Origin of the sequence: Paenibacillus sp. FSL L8-0340 (assembly GCF_038593145.1) — a bacterium.
Taxonomy (GTDB): Bacteria; Bacillota; Bacilli; order Paenibacillales; family Paenibacillaceae; genus Paenibacillus_AQ.
Map to the genome: position 1 here is coordinate 5,918,242 of NZ_CP151967.1, position 18,438 is coordinate 5,936,679.

Annotated in this window: 17 protein-coding genes; 4 read left to right on the forward strand and 13 right to left on the reverse strand. The window is 49.9% G+C overall.

Annotation, left to right across the window (positions count from 1 at the left end):
* Nucleotides 1-67 precede the first annotated feature (67 nt).
* The 3 genes from NST07_RS27130 to NST07_RS27140 form a co-directional block, all read right to left on the reverse strand.
* Nucleotides 68-223 carry a hypothetical protein gene (locus NST07_RS27130; protein ID WP_341379592.1) on the reverse strand — a complete coding sequence of 52 codons (156 nt, stop codon included), beginning with the start codon at nucleotides 221-223 and terminating at the stop codon, nucleotides 68-70.
* Between the two features lie 182 nt (nucleotides 224-405).
* Nucleotides 406-849, reverse strand: coding sequence for a D-aminoacyl-tRNA deacylase (gene dtd, locus NST07_RS27135; protein WP_341095662.1), 444 nt, complete (start codon nucleotides 847-849; stop codon nucleotides 406-408).
* A gap of 21 nt (nucleotides 850-870) precedes the next feature.
* Nucleotides 871-3,051, reverse strand: a complete 2,181-nt coding sequence (locus tag NST07_RS27140) for a bifunctional (p)ppGpp synthetase/guanosine-3',5'-bis(diphosphate) 3'-pyrophosphohydrolase (protein ID WP_341095664.1) — start codon at nucleotides 3,049-3,051, stop codon at nucleotides 871-873.
* Between the two features lie 340 nt (nucleotides 3,052-3,391).
* Here NST07_RS27140 and uraA point away from each other — a divergent pair, with 340 nt between their 5' ends.
* The gene (gene uraA / locus NST07_RS27145; protein ID WP_341095666.1) at nucleotides 3,392-4,702 is read left to right on the forward strand and encodes a uracil permease; all 1,311 of its coding nucleotides are present in this window, start codon (nucleotides 3,392-3,394) and stop codon (nucleotides 4,700-4,702) included.
* A 159-nt stretch (nucleotides 4,703-4,861) separates the two neighbouring features.
* On the opposite strand, the gene NST07_RS27150 is transcribed toward uraA, so the two are convergent.
* From NST07_RS27150 to NST07_RS27175, 6 genes are all read right to left on the reverse strand, one after another.
* Nucleotides 4,862-5,380, reverse strand: coding sequence for an adenine phosphoribosyltransferase (locus NST07_RS27150; protein ID WP_038600521.1), 519 nt, complete (start codon nucleotides 5,378-5,380; stop codon nucleotides 4,862-4,864).
* Nucleotides 5,381-5,473: 93 nt separating this feature from the next.
* A complete protein-coding gene (gene recJ, locus NST07_RS27155; RefSeq protein ID WP_341095668.1) occupies nucleotides 5,474-7,876 on the reverse strand; it encodes a single-stranded-DNA-specific exonuclease RecJ in 2,403 nt (800 codons plus the stop codon).
* A gap of 29 nt (nucleotides 7,877-7,905) precedes the next feature.
* Nucleotides 7,906-8,868: a cation diffusion facilitator family transporter gene (locus NST07_RS27160; RefSeq protein ID WP_341095670.1), complete on the reverse strand. Its 963-nt coding sequence runs from the start codon at nucleotides 8,866-8,868 to the stop codon at nucleotides 7,906-7,908.
* A gap of 118 nt (nucleotides 8,869-8,986) precedes the next feature.
* A complete protein-coding gene (gene secF / locus NST07_RS27165) occupies nucleotides 8,987-9,889 on the reverse strand; it encodes a protein translocase subunit SecF (RefSeq protein WP_341095672.1) in 903 nt (300 codons plus the stop codon).
* On the reverse strand, nucleotides 9,879-11,135 hold the full coding sequence (secD, locus tag NST07_RS27170; protein WP_341095674.1) for a protein translocase subunit SecD: 1,257 nt from the start codon (nucleotides 11,133-11,135) through the stop codon (nucleotides 9,879-9,881). Before secD ends, secF begins: the two co-directional genes overlap by 11 nt.
* Nucleotides 11,136-11,350: 215 nt before the next feature.
* Nucleotides 11,351-11,602, reverse strand: a complete 252-nt coding sequence (locus NST07_RS27175) for a post-transcriptional regulator (protein WP_341095677.1) — start codon at nucleotides 11,600-11,602, stop codon at nucleotides 11,351-11,353.
* Nucleotides 11,603-11,826: 224 nt separating this feature from the next.
* On the opposite strand from NST07_RS27175, the gene spoVB reads away from it, so the two are divergent.
* Nucleotides 11,827-13,431, forward strand: coding sequence for a stage V sporulation protein B (gene spoVB, locus NST07_RS27180; protein ID WP_342480534.1), 1,605 nt, complete (start codon nucleotides 11,827-11,829; stop codon nucleotides 13,429-13,431).
* A 9-nt stretch (nucleotides 13,432-13,440) separates the two neighbouring features.
* Here the strand turns inward: spoVB and NST07_RS27185 are convergent, their stop codons facing one another.
* Nucleotides 13,441-14,205: a DUF421 domain-containing protein gene (locus NST07_RS27185; RefSeq protein ID WP_341095682.1), complete on the reverse strand. Its 765-nt coding sequence runs from the start codon at nucleotides 14,203-14,205 to the stop codon at nucleotides 13,441-13,443.
* Nucleotides 14,206-14,433: 228 nt separating this feature from the next.
* Here NST07_RS27185 and NST07_RS27190 point away from each other — a divergent pair, with 228 nt between their 5' ends.
* Both NST07_RS27190 and NST07_RS27195 read left to right on the forward strand, forming a co-directional pair.
* A complete protein-coding gene (locus tag NST07_RS27190) occupies nucleotides 14,434-14,826 on the forward strand; it encodes a TIGR04086 family membrane protein (protein ID WP_341095684.1) in 393 nt (130 codons plus the stop codon).
* Nucleotides 14,827-14,922: 96 nt separating this feature from the next.
* The gene (locus tag NST07_RS27195; protein ID WP_341095686.1) at nucleotides 14,923-15,762 is read left to right on the forward strand and encodes a phosphatase PAP2 family protein; all 840 of its coding nucleotides are present in this window, start codon (nucleotides 14,923-14,925) and stop codon (nucleotides 15,760-15,762) included.
* 110 nt (nucleotides 15,763-15,872) lie between these two features.
* Here the strand turns inward: NST07_RS27195 and yajC are convergent, their stop codons facing one another.
* Genes yajC through queA form a run of 3 tightly spaced genes read right to left on the reverse strand, consistent with a single transcriptional unit; the run spans nucleotide 15,873 to nucleotide 18,437 of the window.
* Nucleotides 15,873-16,190 carry a preprotein translocase subunit YajC gene (gene yajC / locus NST07_RS27200; RefSeq protein WP_076109166.1) on the reverse strand — a complete coding sequence of 106 codons (318 nt, stop codon included), beginning with the start codon at nucleotides 16,188-16,190 and terminating at the stop codon, nucleotides 15,873-15,875.
* Nucleotides 16,191-16,250: 60 nt separating this feature from the next.
* A complete protein-coding gene (gene tgt, locus NST07_RS27205; protein WP_076109167.1) occupies nucleotides 16,251-17,387 on the reverse strand; it encodes a tRNA guanosine(34) transglycosylase Tgt in 1,137 nt (378 codons plus the stop codon).
* Nucleotides 17,388-17,408: 21 nt separating this feature from the next.
* A complete protein-coding gene (gene queA / locus NST07_RS27210) occupies nucleotides 17,409-18,437 on the reverse strand; it encodes a tRNA preQ1(34) S-adenosylmethionine ribosyltransferase-isomerase QueA (protein ID WP_341095688.1) in 1,029 nt (342 codons plus the stop codon).
* Nucleotide 18,438: the final 1 nt, after the last annotated feature.

Sequence of the window (18,438 nt, forward strand, 5' to 3'; positions counted from 1 at the left end):
TTTCATCCCTCTACGCTATAAAAAGAGTTACGCCCAATATGCCAAAAACCGCAGCCTCCCAAGCATTTCAAGTGCGCGGCAGGAGGCTGCGGCTTCTTCCTTTCAACACGTCAGTCTCTTGTTGCTCCACGGTCCCTTTGGCCGCCGCAGCGGCTTCTGCAGCACTTCCGGCCGCATATGCCGGCAAGACGCTCCATACCCATGCTTTCTGTGATTGTCTCATGCTGGACTCCCTGCTCCTCGGCGAATTATGGCTCTACCTTAGTTTATCCAGCCCAGGACCCGCCTATCCGCAGGGAAAAAGCAAAGGATGCCTCATAGGGTCCTTAGAACAGAACCCCATGCGGCATCCTCGGGTGCACGTAAACAACTTAAATTTTGCTAAAGCGGCAATTAATTCCGCAGCTAACCCCGGCTGTCCAGAATCAGGGTGACAGGGCCCCAATTGGTCAGTGATACATCCATCATTGCGCCGAACACACCTGTTTCCACCGTAAGTCCGCTGTTTCTCAGCTCATGGTTGAAATAGTCGTAGAGCTGCTTTGCCCTAGCGGGTGCTGCGGCAGCCATAAAGTTGGGGCGCCGGCCTTTACGGCAATCTCCATACAGCGTAAACTGCGACACGGACAAGATTGCTCCGCCGGTCTCGGTGACGCTGAAGTTCATTTTGCCGGCTTCATCTTCAAAAATGCGCAATCCGGCGATCTTGTCAGCCAAATATTTAGCATCCTTCTCCGTATCCTCATGAGTAACGCCGACAAGCAGCATCAGGCCTTGGCCTACAGCTCCAGTGACTGTCCCATCCACGGTAACTTTCGCTTCCTTGCAGCGCTGCACGACCACTCTCATTGGTGTGTTCCACTCCTTGCCTTATTGCATAATGCGGTTAACCGTATATACATCCTTAACCCGTTTCAACCGATCGACCACTGACTGCAAATGGTCTGTATTGCGGATAAGGATCGTCATATGAATCATCACCATCTTGTTCTTGTCGGAGCGTCCGGTGACCGCAGAGATGTTAGTCTTGCTCTCTGACACCGCCTGCAGCACTTCATTGAGCAGGCCGTTGCGGTCATGGCCGGTAATCTCAATATCAACACTGTAGTTGGCTTCCATACTGCCTTCCCATTCCACTTCAATTACACGTGCCGACTCTTCTCCGTCACCATCGCCCGGAATGTTCGGACAATCCTCGCGGTGGACGGAAACGCCGCGCCCGCGCGTCACATAACCGATAATGTCATCGCCAGGCACCGGATTGCAACATCGTGCAAAACGGACCAGCAGATTATCAATTCCTTTTACACGTACTCCGTTGGTTGGCTGATTCCGTTTCTCTCCGCTGGACTTAATTTCCTTCATCTCAGAAGTAAGCTCCAGATGTCCCGCGGCCTCTTCCTGATCCTTGCGCAGCTTCTCCGTAAGCTTGGAGGCGATCTGCGCCGCAGTAATCCCTCCGAAACCGACTGCCGACAGCATGTCTTCCAAATCGCCAAAAGCAAATTTCTTCGATACCTCAGTCAGCTTATCTTCCGTAAGCCAATCCGATACTTCAACATTGAGGCGCTTCAGCTCACGTTCGATCGCTTCACGGCCTTTTTCAACGTTCTCCTCGCGTTTCTCCTTCTTGAACCATTGCTTGATCTTGCTCCGTGCATGCGAGGATTGTGCGATCTTCAACCAGTCCCGGCTGGGACCATACGAATTCTTCGAGGTCAGGATCTCTACAATATCCCCGGTCTTCAGCTTGTGATCCAGCGGCACGATCCGCCCGTTCACCTTGGAGCCGATGGTCCGGTTACCTACCTCCGTATGGATACGGAAAGCAAAATCAAGCGGAACGGAACCTGCCGGCAGCTCCACAACCTCGCCCTTCGGGGTAAATACGAAGACAAGGTCGGAGAAAAAATCCATTTTGAGCGATTCGACAAACTCTTCCGCATCCTTGGCTTCATGCTGCAGTTCCAGGATTTCGCGGAAGAACGGCATCCGGTTCTCCGGATTAACGTTATTGCTGTTTCCTTCTTTATAAGCCCAATGGGCGGCAATCCCGAACTCGGCGGTACGGTGCATCTCCCAGGTACGGATCTGCACTTCCGTTGGCTCTCCGCCTGGACCCACTACCGTCGTATGCAGCGATTGGTACATGTTCGCTTTGGGCATGGCTATATAATCCTTGAAACGTCCGGGCATCGGCTTCCAAAGAGTATGAATAATGCCTAATGTGGCATAACAATCCTTAATGTTGTCGACGATAATGCGGATGGCAAGCAGATCATAGATTTCATTAAACTGCTTGTTTTTGGTGCTCATTTTGTTATAGACACTGTAAATATGCTTGGGACGTCCCGACAGATCGCCTTCAATGCCCATTTCATCGAGTTTGGCACGAATGCGGCCGATTACACTCTCAATGAACATTTCACGTTCCGCCCGTTTTTTATGCACTAAATTAGCAATACGGTAGTATTGCTGCGGATTCAGGTAACGGAGAGCGATATCCTCCATTTCCCATTTAATCGCTGATATTCCCAAACGGTCTGCAATGGGACAGAAAATCTCCAGCGTTTCATAAGAAATACGGCGCTGGCTTTCTTCTGACTGGTACTTCAGAGTCCGCATATTATGCAGACGATCCGCCAGCTTGATGACAATAACGCGGATATCCTGAGCCATAGCAATGAACATTTTGCGGTAATTCTCGTTCTGCTGCTCTTCCTTGGAACGGAAACGGATGCGTTCCAGCTTTGTTAGACCATCAACCAGCATGGCACAGGTATCGCCAAAATTCCCGCGGATCTGCTCCAGTGACACCGTTGTATCTTCTACGACATCATGCAGCAGCGCTGCAATAATGGAGATGACATCCATCTGCATATTCACGACAATATCTGCGACCGCGAGCGGATGCAGAATGTATGGCTCCCCCGATTTCCGAACCTGCCCGTGATGAGCCTGATCGGCAAATTCATAAGCTTCCCGGATGCGGAGAAGATCTTTTTCTTTTATATAGGCGCTAGCCTTTTCAATTAATTGCTCTATGCCCATTCTCGTCGTATCCGTTTCCTTTCTATAAAGAAAAATTCCGTAATGGAGTTTATCTATTTAATGAATGAACCCGCAAGGTGTGTCCGGTTTGCAGGGTTATCAGCTCTTCCAGGCTGCACTACACGCAGTTTAAAGTTGTTTATAATTATGACGCTTACGATGGATTACGTCAACACTTGCCATAGGGTGGCATTCCTGCAGGCTTAGGCCTCGAAGTATGGGCAATTTCGTGGCATCTGTAAAATTGTTGTTGTAAAAAGTCGCCGTACTCTTTAATCTAGTAAAAGCGGTTTTCCGCGACCTAACCTAAAACTACATAAAGAAAGAGAAGTGAACTCCATTGCAACGCGAAATTCAAGTTAATGAGAAACTCCCCTGGGGCCCGGGATTTCTGTTAAGTCTTCAGCATTTGTTCGCCATGTTCGGTAGCACGGTGCTTGTCCCTAACCTGTTTGGGGTAGACCCTGGTATGATCCTGCTGATGAACGGTATCGGCACATTGCTCTATATCCTGATTACCCGCGGCAAAATCCCGGCTTATCTTGGATCAAGCTTTGCCTTCATCTCACCTGTAATGATTGTGCTTAACCATAACAAGAGCGATCATATGCATGGATATTCGCTTGCACTGGGAGCGTTTATTGTTACCGGTGTTATCTTTATTCTCGTCGCTTTAGTCGTCCGTTATGCCGGCACTGGCTGGATTGATGTGGTGTTCCCTCCGGCGGTTATGGGCGCAATCGTGGCGACCATTGGACTGGAGCTGGTACCGGTTGCCGCACGTATGGCCGGACTGATTGCTCCTGAAGGTGTAAGTACTGCCGACTGGACACCGGACGGAAGCGCAATTACGCTGTCTATGGTAACGCTGGGTGTAACGGTTATTGGCGCAGTACTCTTCCGGGGTTTCCCCAAAATCATTCATATTCTGATCGGGATTGTTACCGGTTATGTGCTGGCCTATATTATGCATAAGGTTAACACGGGTGCCATTTCCGACGCACAGTTCTTCTCCCACCCGACGATCGTCACCCCATCCTTTGACTGGGATGTAATCTTCACCATTATTCCTGTATCCCTTGTCGTTATCGTTGAACACATCGGCCACTTGCTCGTAACCAGCAACATTGTCGGCAGAGACCTGGCGAAAGACCCCGGTCTTGACCGCTCGCTGATGGGTAACGGGATTTCCACCATTTTCTCCGGTTTCCTGGGTTCTACTCCTAATACTACTTACGGCGAGAACATCGGTGTTATGGCCTTAACCAAAGTATATTCGGTGTATGTGATCGGCGGAGCGGCAGTCATCGCCATTCTGCTCTCGTTCTCCGGCACCTTCTCTTCTATTATTGCCAACATCCCCGCACCGGTAATGGGCGGAGTATCCCTCTTGCTGTTCGGGGTTATCGCAGCTTCCGGTTTGCGGATCTTTGTAGAGCAGAAGGTCGACTTCTCCAAAGCAACCAATATGATTCTGGCTACCTTGGTGCTTGTTGTCGGCATCAGCGGCATCTCCCTTAACATGGGCAAAGTGGAGCTTAAAGGAATGGCGCTGGCTACGATTGTTGGTATGGTTCTGTCTCTGTTCTTCAAGCTGTTCGAGGTTCTTGGCTGGTCAAACGAGCAGGAAGATGAGAAATCCGCCCATTAGACCCCGAATACTTATATATGAAGAAAACGGATGCTCATCTGCTTCAGGGTGGCATCCGTTTATAGTAAATAGAACGAATCTATTAATAAAAGCGGATCGCTGTCTTCGTTCGACAGCGATCCGCTTTTTATTTCCCGGGAAAAGTTACCCTCTTTTAAATTAGTCCTCGTAAGTCATCAGGGATATCACTTCAATATCCGAAAGTTTGTTGCGGCCGGCAAGCTCTACAAGTTCGATGAGAAAAGCAGCGCCGACAACTTTGCCGCCGAGCTGTTCCACCAGACTAACTGATGTGGCAATGGTACCGCCGGTAGCCAGTAAGTCATCAGCAATCAGCACCTTTTGTCCCGGCTTGATGGCATCGGTATGAACGGCCAGTTTATCCTTGCCGTATTCCAGATCATAACCCACTTCAATGGTTTCGTAAGGAAGTTTGCCACTCTTGCGAATCGGTACAAATCCGACCCCCAGTGCGTAAGCCAGCGGTGCGCCGACTACAAAACCGCGCGCCTCAGGACCGGCAATTACATCAATCTGCAGATGTGACACAAGCGCTTTAAGCTCATCAATCGCCTGGCGGTATTTGTCGCCGTCTTTAAGCAATGTAGTTATATCTTTAAAGCTGATTCCCACTTGCGGAAAGTCCGGAATCACACGAATACTGTCTTTTAAATCCAACATGATCATCTCCTAAAGGTTGTGAGCAGTTCCCTCACTGAATTCTCTTCAAACAAACTTGCTACGGAAGCAAAGCCTCCAGTCCATTCCGACCTAGGATGCTCCTAAACGGCGGGACAGCATCCATTCCTGCAGCTCGCTGAGGCTGCCTTCCATGAAATATTGCTCCATTTCCGCAGTCTCACCCAGTCTGACAAAATGCCGGGAGGCCGTAAGACTCTTCGCCGCAGGCTGGGTAACAAAGGTAATGGTCCCATTGCTGCGCTTGATAAAATCAAGTTCCTCAAACACCTCAAGCATCTTGCCCAGCATGCGCACACTGAGTGAAGACTGGCGGCTAAGCCGCAGCAGCACCTCGTGCTCCGGTGTCGCCGCAGCTGCAATCGAAGCCAGCAATTTATATAACGACTTGAAATGATCACGTGTCGGTATTTGCAGCCGGTCACGGCCATCCCGAATGGAGTGCAGCAATGCGATATTCTCAGCTTGTGGAAAAGCAGTAAGCACCGCATCCAGCTGCTCCGGTGTATCCGGCATGTCCAGCAGGCAAAGCAGGGAAACCTTGCCTTCACCTGTTTCGGCTTGCCCTTGATTCAGCACGGAGATCCCGGCATTCTCATCATATACCCAAAGCGACATGCCTTTCAATTGATTCAGCGGCGTCATGCGGCTGTTGTGAAACACAGCTGCAGCGCTGAAGGAAGTTCCGCTGCTGAATTGCAGCAGCAGCTCTTTGAGGGTAGCCGCCTGCTTCACTGCATCAGCTGTCCCGCGCAAATCCAGCAGCTGCGCATTCGGGACTGCTAAATCCTGCAGCATCAGCTGAGGTTTGCGCGAACCGTTCCATTCATTCACCGAAAGCTCTGCCAGGACATCAACCATAGTGCCTCCTGGCAGCAATTGGGCTAATGCTCCTTTGCCGAAGGCTACCGCCTCAATCGTATGCTTGCCTTGCTGCAAAACCAGCTTGAGATGTTTGCCATCCTGCCCCATCTTGCGGGTCTCCTTCACCGCAGCTCCGCGAACTATAAACTTGGGCAGCGGATTGGCCATCCCGAAGGGAGCCAGCCTGTCCAGATCCAGTGCGGCCTGCAGCGTTAAATCAGAGATCGCCGTTTCACCGTCCGCTGCTGTCACAGGCATGAAATGTTCCGGCTGGAGAACGGAGGCTGCAAACTCATTAAGCGCAGCCGCGAATTCTTCCAGCTTATCACGATGCAGGCTCATCCCTGCTGCTGCTGGATGGCCGCCGAAATGATCCATCAGCCCGGCGCAGGAAGAAAGCGCTGCATAAATATCCAAACCGGGAATCGAGCGGGCAGAACCTTTACACATCCCTGTTTCCGGGTGAACATCCAGTATAATCACCGGACGGTAATACCTGTCCAGCAGCTTAGAGGCCACAATACCCACCACGCCGACATTCCAGCCTTGATCAGCAAGAACAATAATATCCGGCAGTGTTCCCTCTGCGGTCTGCTGCTCAAATTTAGCGGTGGCTTCCGTGACGATTCTTTCCACGACCAGCTGACGCTCTTTGTTAAGCAGATCCAGTTCTCCGGCAAGCTGTTCAGCTTCCCCCGAATTTGTGGTAGTGAGCAAAGCCACAGCACGGCCTGCGTGATCCAGCCGGCCGCTGGCATTAATGCGCGGCGCCATGCCAAAGGCAATATTTATAGCGCTCACTGTACTCATCGTTACACCACTGACATCAAGCAAGGCCCGGATCCCCGGGAAAGGTGAATGCCGCATACTGGAGAGTCCTCTGCGCACTAGACTGCGGTTCTCACCGAGCAGCGGCATGAGATCAGCAACTGTACCAATGGCCGCGATCTCGCTCCATTCCTCCGGTACCTCGTCCCCAAGCATGGCTTCAGCCAACTTGTAGGCAACCCCCACACCTGCCAAACCCTTAAAAGGATAAGGACAGTCAGGAAGCTTCGGATTAATCAGTGCAAAGGCCTCCGGCAGCAGTTCAGGCGGCTCGTGATGATCCGTTACGATCACATCAATTCCAAGCTCTGTCGCATAAGCGATCTGATGATAAGCGCTAATTCCGGTGTCTACGGTAATGACCAGCGATACTCCCTGCTGTACCGCCCAGTCCAGCGCATGATTGTGCAGCCCATAGCCTTCATTTGAACGATGGGGAATATAAATGTCAAAGGATGCCCCCAGATAACGCAGCAGGTAGATCATCAGCGCGGTGCTGGACACTCCATCCGCATCATAATCACCGTACACGAGAATATGTTCTTCTTCTTGTAATGCTTTTTTGATCCGCGGAACCGCCTCGGCCATTCCCTTCAACAGGAACGGATCATGTCTATCCTCCGCGCCTCCATCCATGAATTGCAAAGCATCAGCAGCCGTCCCCAAACCTCTGGTTACCAGCAGTGATGAAAGGAGCGGAGAAATAGAAAGGCTCCGGGCCAATTCCTCTACTGCAATGGGATCGGCTGCCGGAGAATGCCATCTTGTTTTTGAATGAAGCAATTGAGTTCACCTTTCTCTCACCCTGCGAACTACTGGAGCAGCGTGGGACTATCGTTGTCCACGAGCTCATAGTTGCTTTTGTAAGGATAACCCGGATCATAAGGCACAACATCCATATGAACCTCGCCCACATGGACAAAACGGTGCTGCAGCAGCTTCCTGGCGCATTCCGAAATATCCTGGGCTTCCGTCACGGTAATCCGCGGGTTGACGCTGATTTTAACTTGGAGGTTCACGTAACGCCCCTGCTCAAGTGCTTTTAAATACTCTACACGAATAACACCATGCACCCGTTCCACGGTTTCAATAAAGCTGGCCGTCTCCGCGGAAGGAAGTTCCTGATCCCTCTGGGCCAATACAGAAGTCATAATCAGTGAATACCCTTTACGGATAATTAGTGCGCTGGTTAGAAGAGCGGCAATCGGGTCCATATACAGCAGCGGATTCCAGTTGAGATATCCTCCAGCAAACGACCCGGCAATCCCGACGAATACGGTAATTGAAGTATATAGACTGAAGCGGTGGTTATCCGCGTATGCGGCATGGCTGCCATCGCCAATTTTCTTAAAATAACGATATTGATATTGAAAGATAGCCTCTTTAAACGCGATGGAGATCAGGACGGTGACAATCGCCGCCTCTCCAGTGGGTGATAAATGTCCCCGGGTTAAATCGCGAATTGCCGAGAAGGCAATTTGCAGCCCGCCCATTAGAATAAGAACTGAAAAAAGGATCGCGACAATCGGTTCCTTATTACGCTGCCCTTTCTGGGTACGCTCTGTTTCTTTATTCCTCTTAACCAGTTCTGAGCGCCACGGAAGAATATCCGCCAGCTTGGCTGCAGCGTCTGCTCCGGAATATAAAGCATCACCCAGCAGTGCTTTGCTGCCGGAGAAATAGCCAACACTTCCTTTAGCCAAAGCTAATGCAACATCGCTGACGATTCCAGTCCAGGCAACCGTCTCACTTTGCGGTGATTGTTTGTCATTCATAACGAGGCCCTCCTTGCCGGGTAGCGAGTAATCTCATGATGATTGAAGTTTGCTCATTCCACTCCAAAGATTCGAAAAGCCGCGTCGCCTTTGACGCGGCTTTTCGGGACAGGAAATTTTAAGCTTTGGCCGGATTGTTCTTCACTGGAGTCTTCTGGCGCTTCTTCAGCAGCAGCCAGAGCGGACTCGCGATAAAGATCGAGGAATAGGCTCCGAAGAGCAAACCGATAACCATCGCAAGTGAGAACATTTTGATAGACTCTCCGCCAAGGATAAGCAGGAAGAATGCAGCAATAAATACCGTAAACGCTGTGTAGAGGGAACGCATCAGGGTTTGGCTCACACTTTTGTTCACCAGTCCCTTAAGGTCCTCATACGTCTTCTGCTTGCCGAAGCGCAAATTCTCGCGAATCCGGTCAAAGATAACGATGGTATCATTGATGGAATAACCGATAATGGTCAGCACCGCGACAATGAAGGTCAAATCCACCTCCAGGCGGAAAATCGAGAAGATCGCAACAACCATAAACGCATCATGAGCCAACGCTACAATCGCAGCCAGGGCAAAACGCCATTCAAAGCGGATACTTACATAAATGATAATCCCCAGACAGGAAATTAGCACAGAATAGATCGCATTACGCGCCAGCTCTTTGGCCATTTCTGTATCTACCGTGTTAATCTCGAAGGAAGCTTTATCATCAATCTTGTTAATTGCAGCCTGCAGCTGCTCGCTCTGTTCCTCTTTAAGAACCTCATCATAACGGATATTCACCCGTTTCTCACCAATGGTGATGCTTGGTTCATGGGAGAGGCCCAGACCGCTGAGCGCAGGATTAAGCTCTTCCTGTGTAATCGTCTTGGACAGCGCCACGTCAACATTGGAGCCGGCCTTGAAATCAACGCTGTAGTTCAGTCCAAGAAAGCCCAGGAACACTAAGCCGAGTATCGTAAGGACAATGGAAAAAATATAGAAAAACTTACTCAAATGTACAAAATCAAGTTCTTTCTTAAAGCGCACGGATGTCACTCTCCTTTACCCCAAATTGCTTCGGCTTTTTCAGAACGCCGGCTTTGACCAGTGTACTGAGCAGCCAGTGGGCAAAATAGAGGTTCGTTACGATACTGAGCACAATTTCCACAATCAGTATCAGAGCAAAGCCCTTAACCGCACCCGTACCAAATGCGAACATAACGGCCGCTACGATTATAGTCGTCACATTGGCGTCCATAACGGTCCGGAAAGAGGTTTTATTCCCCGCTTTGACGGAAGACAATATGCTCTTCCCGCTGCGCATTTCTTCTCTTATCCGTTCGTTGGTAATGATATTGGCGTCAACTGCCATCCCAATACCGAGAATAAATGCGGCAATACCAGGAAGTGTCAGCGTAAAGTCGGCAACGACAAATACCAGAATCAGCAGCCATGTATGCAGAATGAGTGCAAAGCTGGCCAGCAGGCCCGGCAAGCGGTACATGCCGATCATAAAGATCAAGATAATCAGGGAACCCACAAGTCCCGCTCTGATCGTTTGATCAAGGGATTGTTTACCCAAGGTAGCGCCTACGCTTTGTGAATATTTCTCTGTCAGCTTCAGCGGAAGGGCACCGAGGTTAATCGTGTCGGCCAGTTCACGGGCCCCTTCTATAGTATAACCTCCGGAAATCGAAGCTTTTCCATCTGTAAGTACTGCTCTTACCGTTGGTGGAGGGTCGGATAACAATTGCTCATCAAGATAAATAGCGAGTTCTTTACCCAGCAGGCGCTTGGTAATTTCCGCGAATTTATCCTTATCCTTAACAGTAATCCCGATCTCAGGCTGGTTCAAGTTGTTGCTTTGAACCTCGGCAGCATTCTCAACAAAGTCACTGCCCACGAGTTCTATCTTGCTGTAAACTCCAGGAGCATCGCCTTCGGCAGCACTGCGGAAGGTCAGAACCGCAGGTTCCTTCATCTTCTTGCGTACCTCGGCCTCGTCGGTAACGCCCGCAATTTTCAGACGGATGCGGTCAGTTCCCTCAGTAGTTACTTCAGGTTCGCTTGTGCCAAGCGCATTGGCACGTTTCTCCAGACTTTCCGCTGTTTTCTGCAGCGAGGCATGGCTCAGTTCTCCTCCTGTTTCCATCGGCTCCGCGTGATACAGAATCTCGAAACCGCCCTTCAGGTCAAGCCCCAGTCGAACCTTGTCCAATAGTCCGGGAGTACTAAATGCCATGACGCCTGTTAAAACGAGCACGGTAATGATAAAGCTCAAAAGTCTCTTCATGCTCTTGCTAGTTCCCCTTTCATTACTCAATATTCCTATTATAGCTACGTGCGAAATCACCGTCAATTCGTGGAGGAACGACGGTGTTATACTCACACAAAGAAACGGCCGGCTCTGCCCAAGGCAAGCCATCCGTTTGATAGGAAAAGCAAAATTGGTCTTCTCTTACTTTACTGCTTCCTATAGCCATTTGCAAAAGAAAATCATTCCTTGTATCAGTTTAATCCCCGATAAGCGGCAATCGTTAAATAATTCATATAACTAGTGGATTTCAAGGAATAGATATCGTTCACAAGCTTGTGCAGGGGAGGGTTGCCCTCCTTGGCATAGTTGCGGCTGATGCAATCCCAGATATCCTTGCCTGTTACATACTCATAGCCGAGGAGTCGGAATTCCTCCGCTTTGCTGCGGCACATGGCTTCGATATCTTCACCAAGCTCATCATCACTCCACTCTATCGATTCCACGTGTTGACACCTCCAAAGTTCGCTCGCTTTCGCATGTTACTTTTTAGTATTCGACCAGACTCCCCCGCATTCCTTCTTCCGGGTTAAAACTTATCATTTCCAAAGCTTGTCATGGAGTAGACAGGGTACCGCATATCAATATACAAGCCTGCATCCACAAGCTTACCTTTTGGACAGACAGGAACGCCAGCGTTTTATTTCAATTCGGGAAGAAGGAGTGCCCTTTGAGTAATCTAAGGAAACAAAGCTTTATCCAAGGAACGCTTATACTGCTTGCCGCAGGCATTATTAACCGGATGCTTGGATTCATTCCGCGCATTGCATTACCCCGTATTGTCGGTGCTGAAGGCGTTGGTCTTTATCAGTTGGGTTATCCCTTTTTCATCGTGCTGATCACTGTAATCACTGGAGGGATTCCGCTGGCCATCGCCAAAATGGTAGCTGAGGCAGAGGGAGAGAACCGGCCTGAAGAGTCACGCCGTATTCTGCATACCGGACTTACCCTCAGCCTGGCGCTCGGCATCTTGTTCACCATGGTCGCCCTGTTCAGCGCCTCATGGGTATCCAATGTGCTCCTTACGGACAGTCGTGTGTATTATACATTTGTCAGCATGACGCCGATGATCTCTATCGTTGCCGTATCTTCCATATACCGGGGCTATTTTCAGGGCAGGCAAAACATGATTCCTTCCGCACTTTCCTCCGTTCTGGAGTCAGTAATCCGTATTATCTTTATGTTGTGGTTCTCTTGGCTGCTGCTTCCGAAGGGTATTGCCTTTGCTGCGGCAGGTGCAATGTTAGGGGTGACCGTTGGCGAAATCGTCGGCATGCTGGTGCTGCTATGGCAATATTATTACATCCTAAAAAAGGACAAGAAGGATCTTCCTGACCCTGTAACCGCGGAAAATGACATTCCAGATCCGGTTATCCCTGAACCTTCAGCGGGCAAGCAAACTTCTGTACTGAAACGTCTGCTAGGCATTGCTGTTCCCGTTACGGCCGGAAGGCTCGTCGGCTCTTTTTCCTATCTTCTGGAATCTATTATTACCGCCCGCAGTCTGGCCCTTGCCGGAATTGCCACCGCAGCTGCAACCGCGCAGTACGGCTCCTTACAAGGGATGGTTATTCCACTGCTGCTGCTGCCGGGAGTGCTCAGCTCTTCCCTTGCTGTTTCGCTCGTTCCTTCCTTGTCAGAGGCGGCAGCGCGCCATGATTTGGCAACCATTCATAAAAGAATGCACCAGGCCCTGAGGCTCGCTATGGTAACCGGAGCCCCTTTTGCTGCAATTATGTATATTCTTGCCGTACCGCTATGTACGCTGATGTACGGCAATGCGGATACCGCTCCGATGCTGCGGATGATGGCACCTTTTGCACTCTTCCTCTATGTCCAAGCACCGTTGCAGGCTGCTCTTCAAGCTATGGACCGCCCCGGGAGGGCGCTTATAAATACGCTGATTGGTGCGGTAATCAAAATCCTGCTCATTCTCCTTTTGGCCTCCCAGCCCGAATACGGGATTTATGGCGCAATAATCGCAATTATCGTTAACAGCATTTTTGTAACCTTGCTGCACGGCTTCAGCGTGGTTAAGCTGATTAAATTGTCGATTAGAGTTTCCGATCCACTCAAAACGTTGACCGCGGTGATTATCATGGCCGCTGGCATGTCTTACATCTATACCTCTGTTCCCATCGCCGATGCCCAGTGGCTGCAATTTTTGCTTTCCGCCGCCAGCGGGATGGCTCTTTACCTGGGAATATGCCTGCTTTCAGGCCTGATCTCTACCCGCGACCTAGACCGTGTGCCATTCTTCAAACGCCGGCGTTAATATTTTACTCTATCTGGAGCGGTGACGGTCTACATAAATTTCACCCTTGTGATCTATCGAGCACAGAAAAACATCGCGAAAATCAGATACGCCCTTTTGGCGGATCTGGGTTCTTAGCCAGAATCTTGTTTTCCCGATCATCTCTAGATTTGTATCCTGCACCTTCCCGTCCATAATGAGCGGAATCGGCAGGCCTTCGTACCTGATTTTATGCTTCGGCAGCTTGACGCTGCCGGAGCTGTCAGCACCACTGTTTCCCTGTTCATTCCGTTCGGCATTAGAGCTGCTGTTTCCCGATTGGTTGGATGACGACACTCCCCTGTTCTTCTCAATGACGGTAAGCTGGCCGCTGGTTTCCAGAATGGCAAACTCCACATCAGCAGGGCTGTCGATGTTCTGACCCCGCAGCTGGAGCAGCAAATCATCAAGGTTGTACCTTTGCCTGCGCATTTCCCCGCGGTGTATTTTGCCATCTGAGATCAGTACGCTGGGCTTGCCGTCAATCAGCAGCCGCAGCTTTCTGTTCTTAAGGCTGAACTGGGCCACAAGCACCTGAATCAGTACCAAGGTTGCCATGGGCACGATTCCGTCATAGACCGGCCGTTCGATGTCATCAATGACAAACACGGCAATTTCAGCAATCATGATCGAAATCGTTAAATCGAATACAGACAGCTTGCCAATTTCCCGTTTCCCCATTATCCGCATGCTCAGGAAAATGAAGATATACATCAGCACGGTCAGAAAGATATGGGTAGTAATATGCTGGAACATATTCTCTTCGCTCCCCTTTCCGCTTCTCGCCCGGGCAGTTTGCCTTACGGGCGGATTAATGTACCCCTATTCTGGCCTCCCTGCCAAGGGAACATTCGGAAATGGTCTTATTAATTAATGGTAAATGAGCAGGCTTTGCCATTCTTGTACTATTGGGGCAAGCCTCCCCATACAATGAATATTAGTTAACTCAAGGTGATCGTCAAAAAACATTTAGGAGGTTTTACCATGTACTTCATTCGGCGCCTGTTCTCATGGAGAATAACGAGTCCTGTATTATCCGGTTTATGCCGATCCTTCCTGTGGATGCTGCTGGGCGCGTTTGTCCTCTCTCTTTTGCTGTGGGGCAGTGGTCTGAAGGAACAGGATCTTACAACGTATACCTACTTCGTACACGGCATCGCCGCCGCATTCGGCGGACTGACGGCAGGGCGCAGAGCAACCAGTAAGGGCTGGTATCAAGGATCACTTACGGGGGGATTCTACGGAATCATTGTGCTGCTGGTCGGATTTTTGGCGCTTGACAGTGCCCCTGCAGGCATTGATGCTGTATGGGTTATGGCTGCTGCAGCAATCGGAGCGCTCGGCGGAATGTTTGGAGTTAATTTACAAAAAAACTAAATTATTAGAATCCATAAAATTTGAAACCATTCTCTTAAAAATATGTTACACTGGTTTCATCTGAATTCGTAAGAGCTTGAGGAGGCTTCGATAGCTTTGCTTTACCAATCCATGAACCATGTTGTTTTGTACACTGTTGTAATAGTAATTCTGCTGATCTGGATCAGTACCAGGCGCAACCCTTTAATGGCCTTTGTAGAACTCGGAAAGGAACTGCTGCACTCCTATAAATTTCTGTTGGTTATTGTTGGAATGATCAGTGTTCTCCTCCTGAATAAGTATGAGCTGCAGATTGAGCAGAAGATGCAGCTCGCATCGGATTATACTTCTGTATTTTTTGGACTTGAAGGACATTTTGTCCAGACCGTACAGCAAATATTCTACGCTCCCTGGCTTACACCTATTGTCGCTTTCTTCTATATCTTTATGCTCCAAGCCGTGCTGGCTGCTTCACTCGGAGTCTATTTGCTGGAGAAGAACCGCCTGATGCTGTATGCCACCTGCTACACGATCATGCTAATTTACACAGTCGCCATTCCGTTCTTTTTATATTTTCCAATCAACGAAGTTTGGTCCTATGCTCCGGCAGGTGTAAGATTCATCATGTTGGATGTCTTTCCAAACTTTGAACAGGAATACAGGCCGCTCTCCGGTCTAAACAACTGTTTCCCTAGTCTGCACACGGCCATCGCTGTAGCTACGGCGCTGCTCGCCTTTCGGTCAGGGAACAACCGCTGGAAGATTATCTCAACGATTTCAGCAGTAGCTATTGTGTTCGGAATCTTCTATCTCGGCATTCATTGGCTGATTGATATGCTGGGCGGCACTCTGCTGGCTGTTGTGTCCACCTCTGCTGCAGTACAGCTGGCCAAGCTGACACTCCGCAGCGAGGAAACATCGCTTCCAGTCCGAAGCCGCGCCACAGATGCCCGTTAATTTTTCAATTCCCTCAGGGTGATGAATACGAGATTTATGTGATAGCATGCCAAAAAGCGGCGTTCTCCCGAAGGAGATACGCCGCTTTTTATGTAGGTTGTGAAGAAATACTATTCCTTACCTTCCGTCTCCAGTGCCACAGCATGGCTGATAGAGCCCCGGTCAAAGGTTAAACGGGTCACATCATTAACGCGCAAAACGACGATGTCGTCGGAAATCTCCATGATCGTCCCGTGAAGGCCACCAATAGTGACTACCTTATCGCCCTTCTTCAGAGCTTTCAACATTCCGTTGCGTGCTTTAGTTTTCTTCTGCTGCGGACGAATGAGCAAGAAATAGAACACCACAAACATAAGTACAAACGGGCCTACGAGACCTAGAATGCTGCCAGTCCCCCCTTGATTTGCTGCAAATTGAAAATGTAACATATCCTTTCCCCCCTTTCGATACGCATTAAAGCACAATCCAGTTCTTCTGTTACAGGCGTACTAGAAGCCTTTGAGATTATCATACAATCCGTATTGTGCAAAAAACTCATCGCGAAAATCAAGCAGCCGATCCTCTCTGATGGCTTCACGCACTTTACGCATCAAATCCAGCAGGAAGTGTAAGTTATGGTATGTCGTTAACCGCAAGCCAAACGTTTCATCGGCTTTGATTAAATGGCGCAAATAAGCCCGGGAATAATTCCGGCAGGTATAGCAGCTGCATTCCGGATCAAGCGGCCCGAAATCACGTGCATACTGTGCGTTGCGTACAACGAGTCTTCCCTGACTGGTCATTGTCGTTCCATTACGGGCAATGCGGGTAGGCAGAACACAGTCGAACATGTCCACTCCGCGGATTGACCCTTCAAGCAGCGCATCCGGTGAACCGACACCCATTAAATAACGCGGTTTCCCTTGCGGCAGCAGCGGAACAGTATAATCCAGCACTTCATACATTAGCTGCTTGGACTCTCCGACGCTGAGCCCCCCAATAGCATACCCCGGGAAATCCATGGAAGTCAAATCAGCCGCACTCTGGCGGCGCAAATCCTCATGCATGCCTCCCTGTACAATAGCGAACAGCCCCTGATCCTCGGGACGGGCATGGCTTTTGAGACATCTTTCGGCCCAGCGTGAGGTACGTTCCAATGACTTTTTGACGTAATCATATTCAGCCGGGAAAGGCGGGCATTCATCAAATGCCATCATGATATCGGAGCCAAGTGCGTTTTGAACCTCCATCGCCACTTCCGGCGAAAGGAATTTCTTGTCTCCATTTAGATGGGAGCGGAAATGTACGCCTTCCTCGGTAATTTTGCGCATATCGCTCAGTGAGAATACCTGAAACCCACCGCTGTCCGTCAGAATCGGCCGGTCCCAATTCATAAACTTGTGCAGACCACCGGCCTCACGAATGATGTCATGGCCAGGCCGCAGAAATAAATGGTATGTGTTGCTCAGTATAATATGAGCGTCCATTTCTTTCAGTTCTTCGGGACTCATGGTCTTGACTGTAGCTTGTGTGCCAACAGGCATAAAGGCAGGTGTCTCGATGACACCATGCGGGGTATGGACTCTGCCGAGCCGGGCTCCGGACTGCTTGCAGGTCTTAATGTGTTCATAAGTTATTGCTGCCATTTGTTTAACCCTTCCTCTTGCTTAATAAATAAACATCGCATCACCAAAGCTGAAAAAGCGGTACTGCTGCGCTATCGCTTCCTCATAGGCGGCGAGAATCTGTTCACGTCCTGCTAAAGCACTCACCAGCATAACCAAAGTGGACTTTGGCAGGTGAAAGTTAGTAATCAATGCGTTAACAACTGTGAATGCATAACCGGGATAAATGAAGATATCCGTCCACCCGCTGCATTCTTCAATCTGTCCGCCCTGGAACTTATTGCCCACGGTCTCCAGAGTCCGGCAGGAGGTTGTACCAACAGCGATAATACGGCCGCCTCTTGCTCTCGCCTCATTCAGAAGCTCTGCAGTTTGCCGGGACAGCTCGAAATACTCGGCATGCATGACATGCTCTTCAACCTTCTCTACTGACATCGGGCGGAATGTGCCAAGTCCAACGTGAAGTGTAATGTAAGCAATATTCACACCTTTTGCAGCAATACGCTCCAACAGTTCCTTTGTAAAATGCAGTCCAGCCGTAGGTGCCGCTGCTGAGCCTTCATGCCGGGCATACACCGTCTGATACCGTTCCCGGTCATCGAGCGTTTCTTTAATATAAGGTGGAAGGGGCATCGTCCCCAGTCTGTCCAGAATCTCCTGAAAGATTCCTTCATACATGAAGCGCAATGTCCGGCCGCCCATATCGGCCTCGTCTTCGATCACCGCACGGAGTTCATCGCTGAAAATAATGACCGCACCGGTCTTCAGCTTCTTGCCCGGCTTCACCAGCGCTTCCCACCGGTCCTCTCCCAGATTCTTCAGGAGCAGTACTTCCGCCTTGGCTCCGGTGTCTTCCTTGATCCCAAATAGTCTGGCAGGAATAACGCGCGTATCATTCAGAACAAGCGTATCCCCCGGCTGAAACTGCTCCAGTATGTCGGTAAAATGCCGATGAGCAAGCTCTCCGTTCTCCTTGTTTACCAGCAGCAGCCTTGAGGCGCTACGGTCAGAAAGTGGAGTCTGGGCAATCAGCTCCTCCGGCAAATGAAAGTCATAATCGTCTACATTCATG